Raw genomic sequence first — 610 nt, 5'->3', positions numbered from 1 at the left:
CACCTATGCGCCTTTCGCCCCTGCTCTGGTGACATTGCTCAGTCGGCATGGCGCCGGCGATCATCAGCACCCGCACCTTTGACAGCTCCGTCGCCGGCACATCATCGAGCACCGGCATCGGTCGCAGCAGCGCGGCGCGTTCGACAAGGCCCGGATGCAGCAGCATCAGGCTCGAAACCAGATTGGCGCCGTTCGAATAGCCGAGGAAAATTGTGCGCGAGAGGTCGAGATGATGGCGTGTGGCCGCGTCAGCGACGAAGCCCGCAAAGGCCTCGGTTTCGGTGCGGATGCTCGCCTGTTCGAAGCGCGTCGGCGTGATCCGCGCGAACCAGCGGAAACCATCCTCCTGGACAACGCGGCCACGCACCGCGACGAGCGTGGCACGCGGTGCGATCTCTCGCGCCAGCGGCACCAATGTCGTCTCGTCGACACCCGACCCATGCAGCAGGAAGAAGCAGTCGCCCGTTGAATCCGCCGCGCCGTAAAGCCGGTAGTGGAAGGCGAGATCACGCCGCAACGCACCATCTTGTGAGGTCTCGTCGATCATCGACCATCCTCTTGATTATATGACTTTTCGCTCAATTTGCCGGCTTCAAAACGCAATATTTTC

At 61.8% G+C, this 610-nt stretch carries 1 protein-coding gene; it reads right to left on the bottom strand.

The window, feature by feature from the left end; genetic code table 11:
• A partial coding sequence (locus EN884_RS37890; RefSeq protein ID WP_164895513.1) for an alpha/beta hydrolase occupies positions 1–547 on the bottom strand: 547 nt, incomplete at its 3' end.
• Positions 548–610 lie beyond the last annotated feature (63 nt).

It is taken from the genome of Mesorhizobium sp. M7A.F.Ca.AU.001.01.1.1, from assembly GCF_004022735.1.
Taxonomy (GTDB): domain Bacteria; phylum Pseudomonadota; class Alphaproteobacteria; order Rhizobiales; family Rhizobiaceae; genus Mesorhizobium; species Mesorhizobium ciceri.
This window is presented reverse-complemented; position numbering and strand designations above follow the sequence as displayed.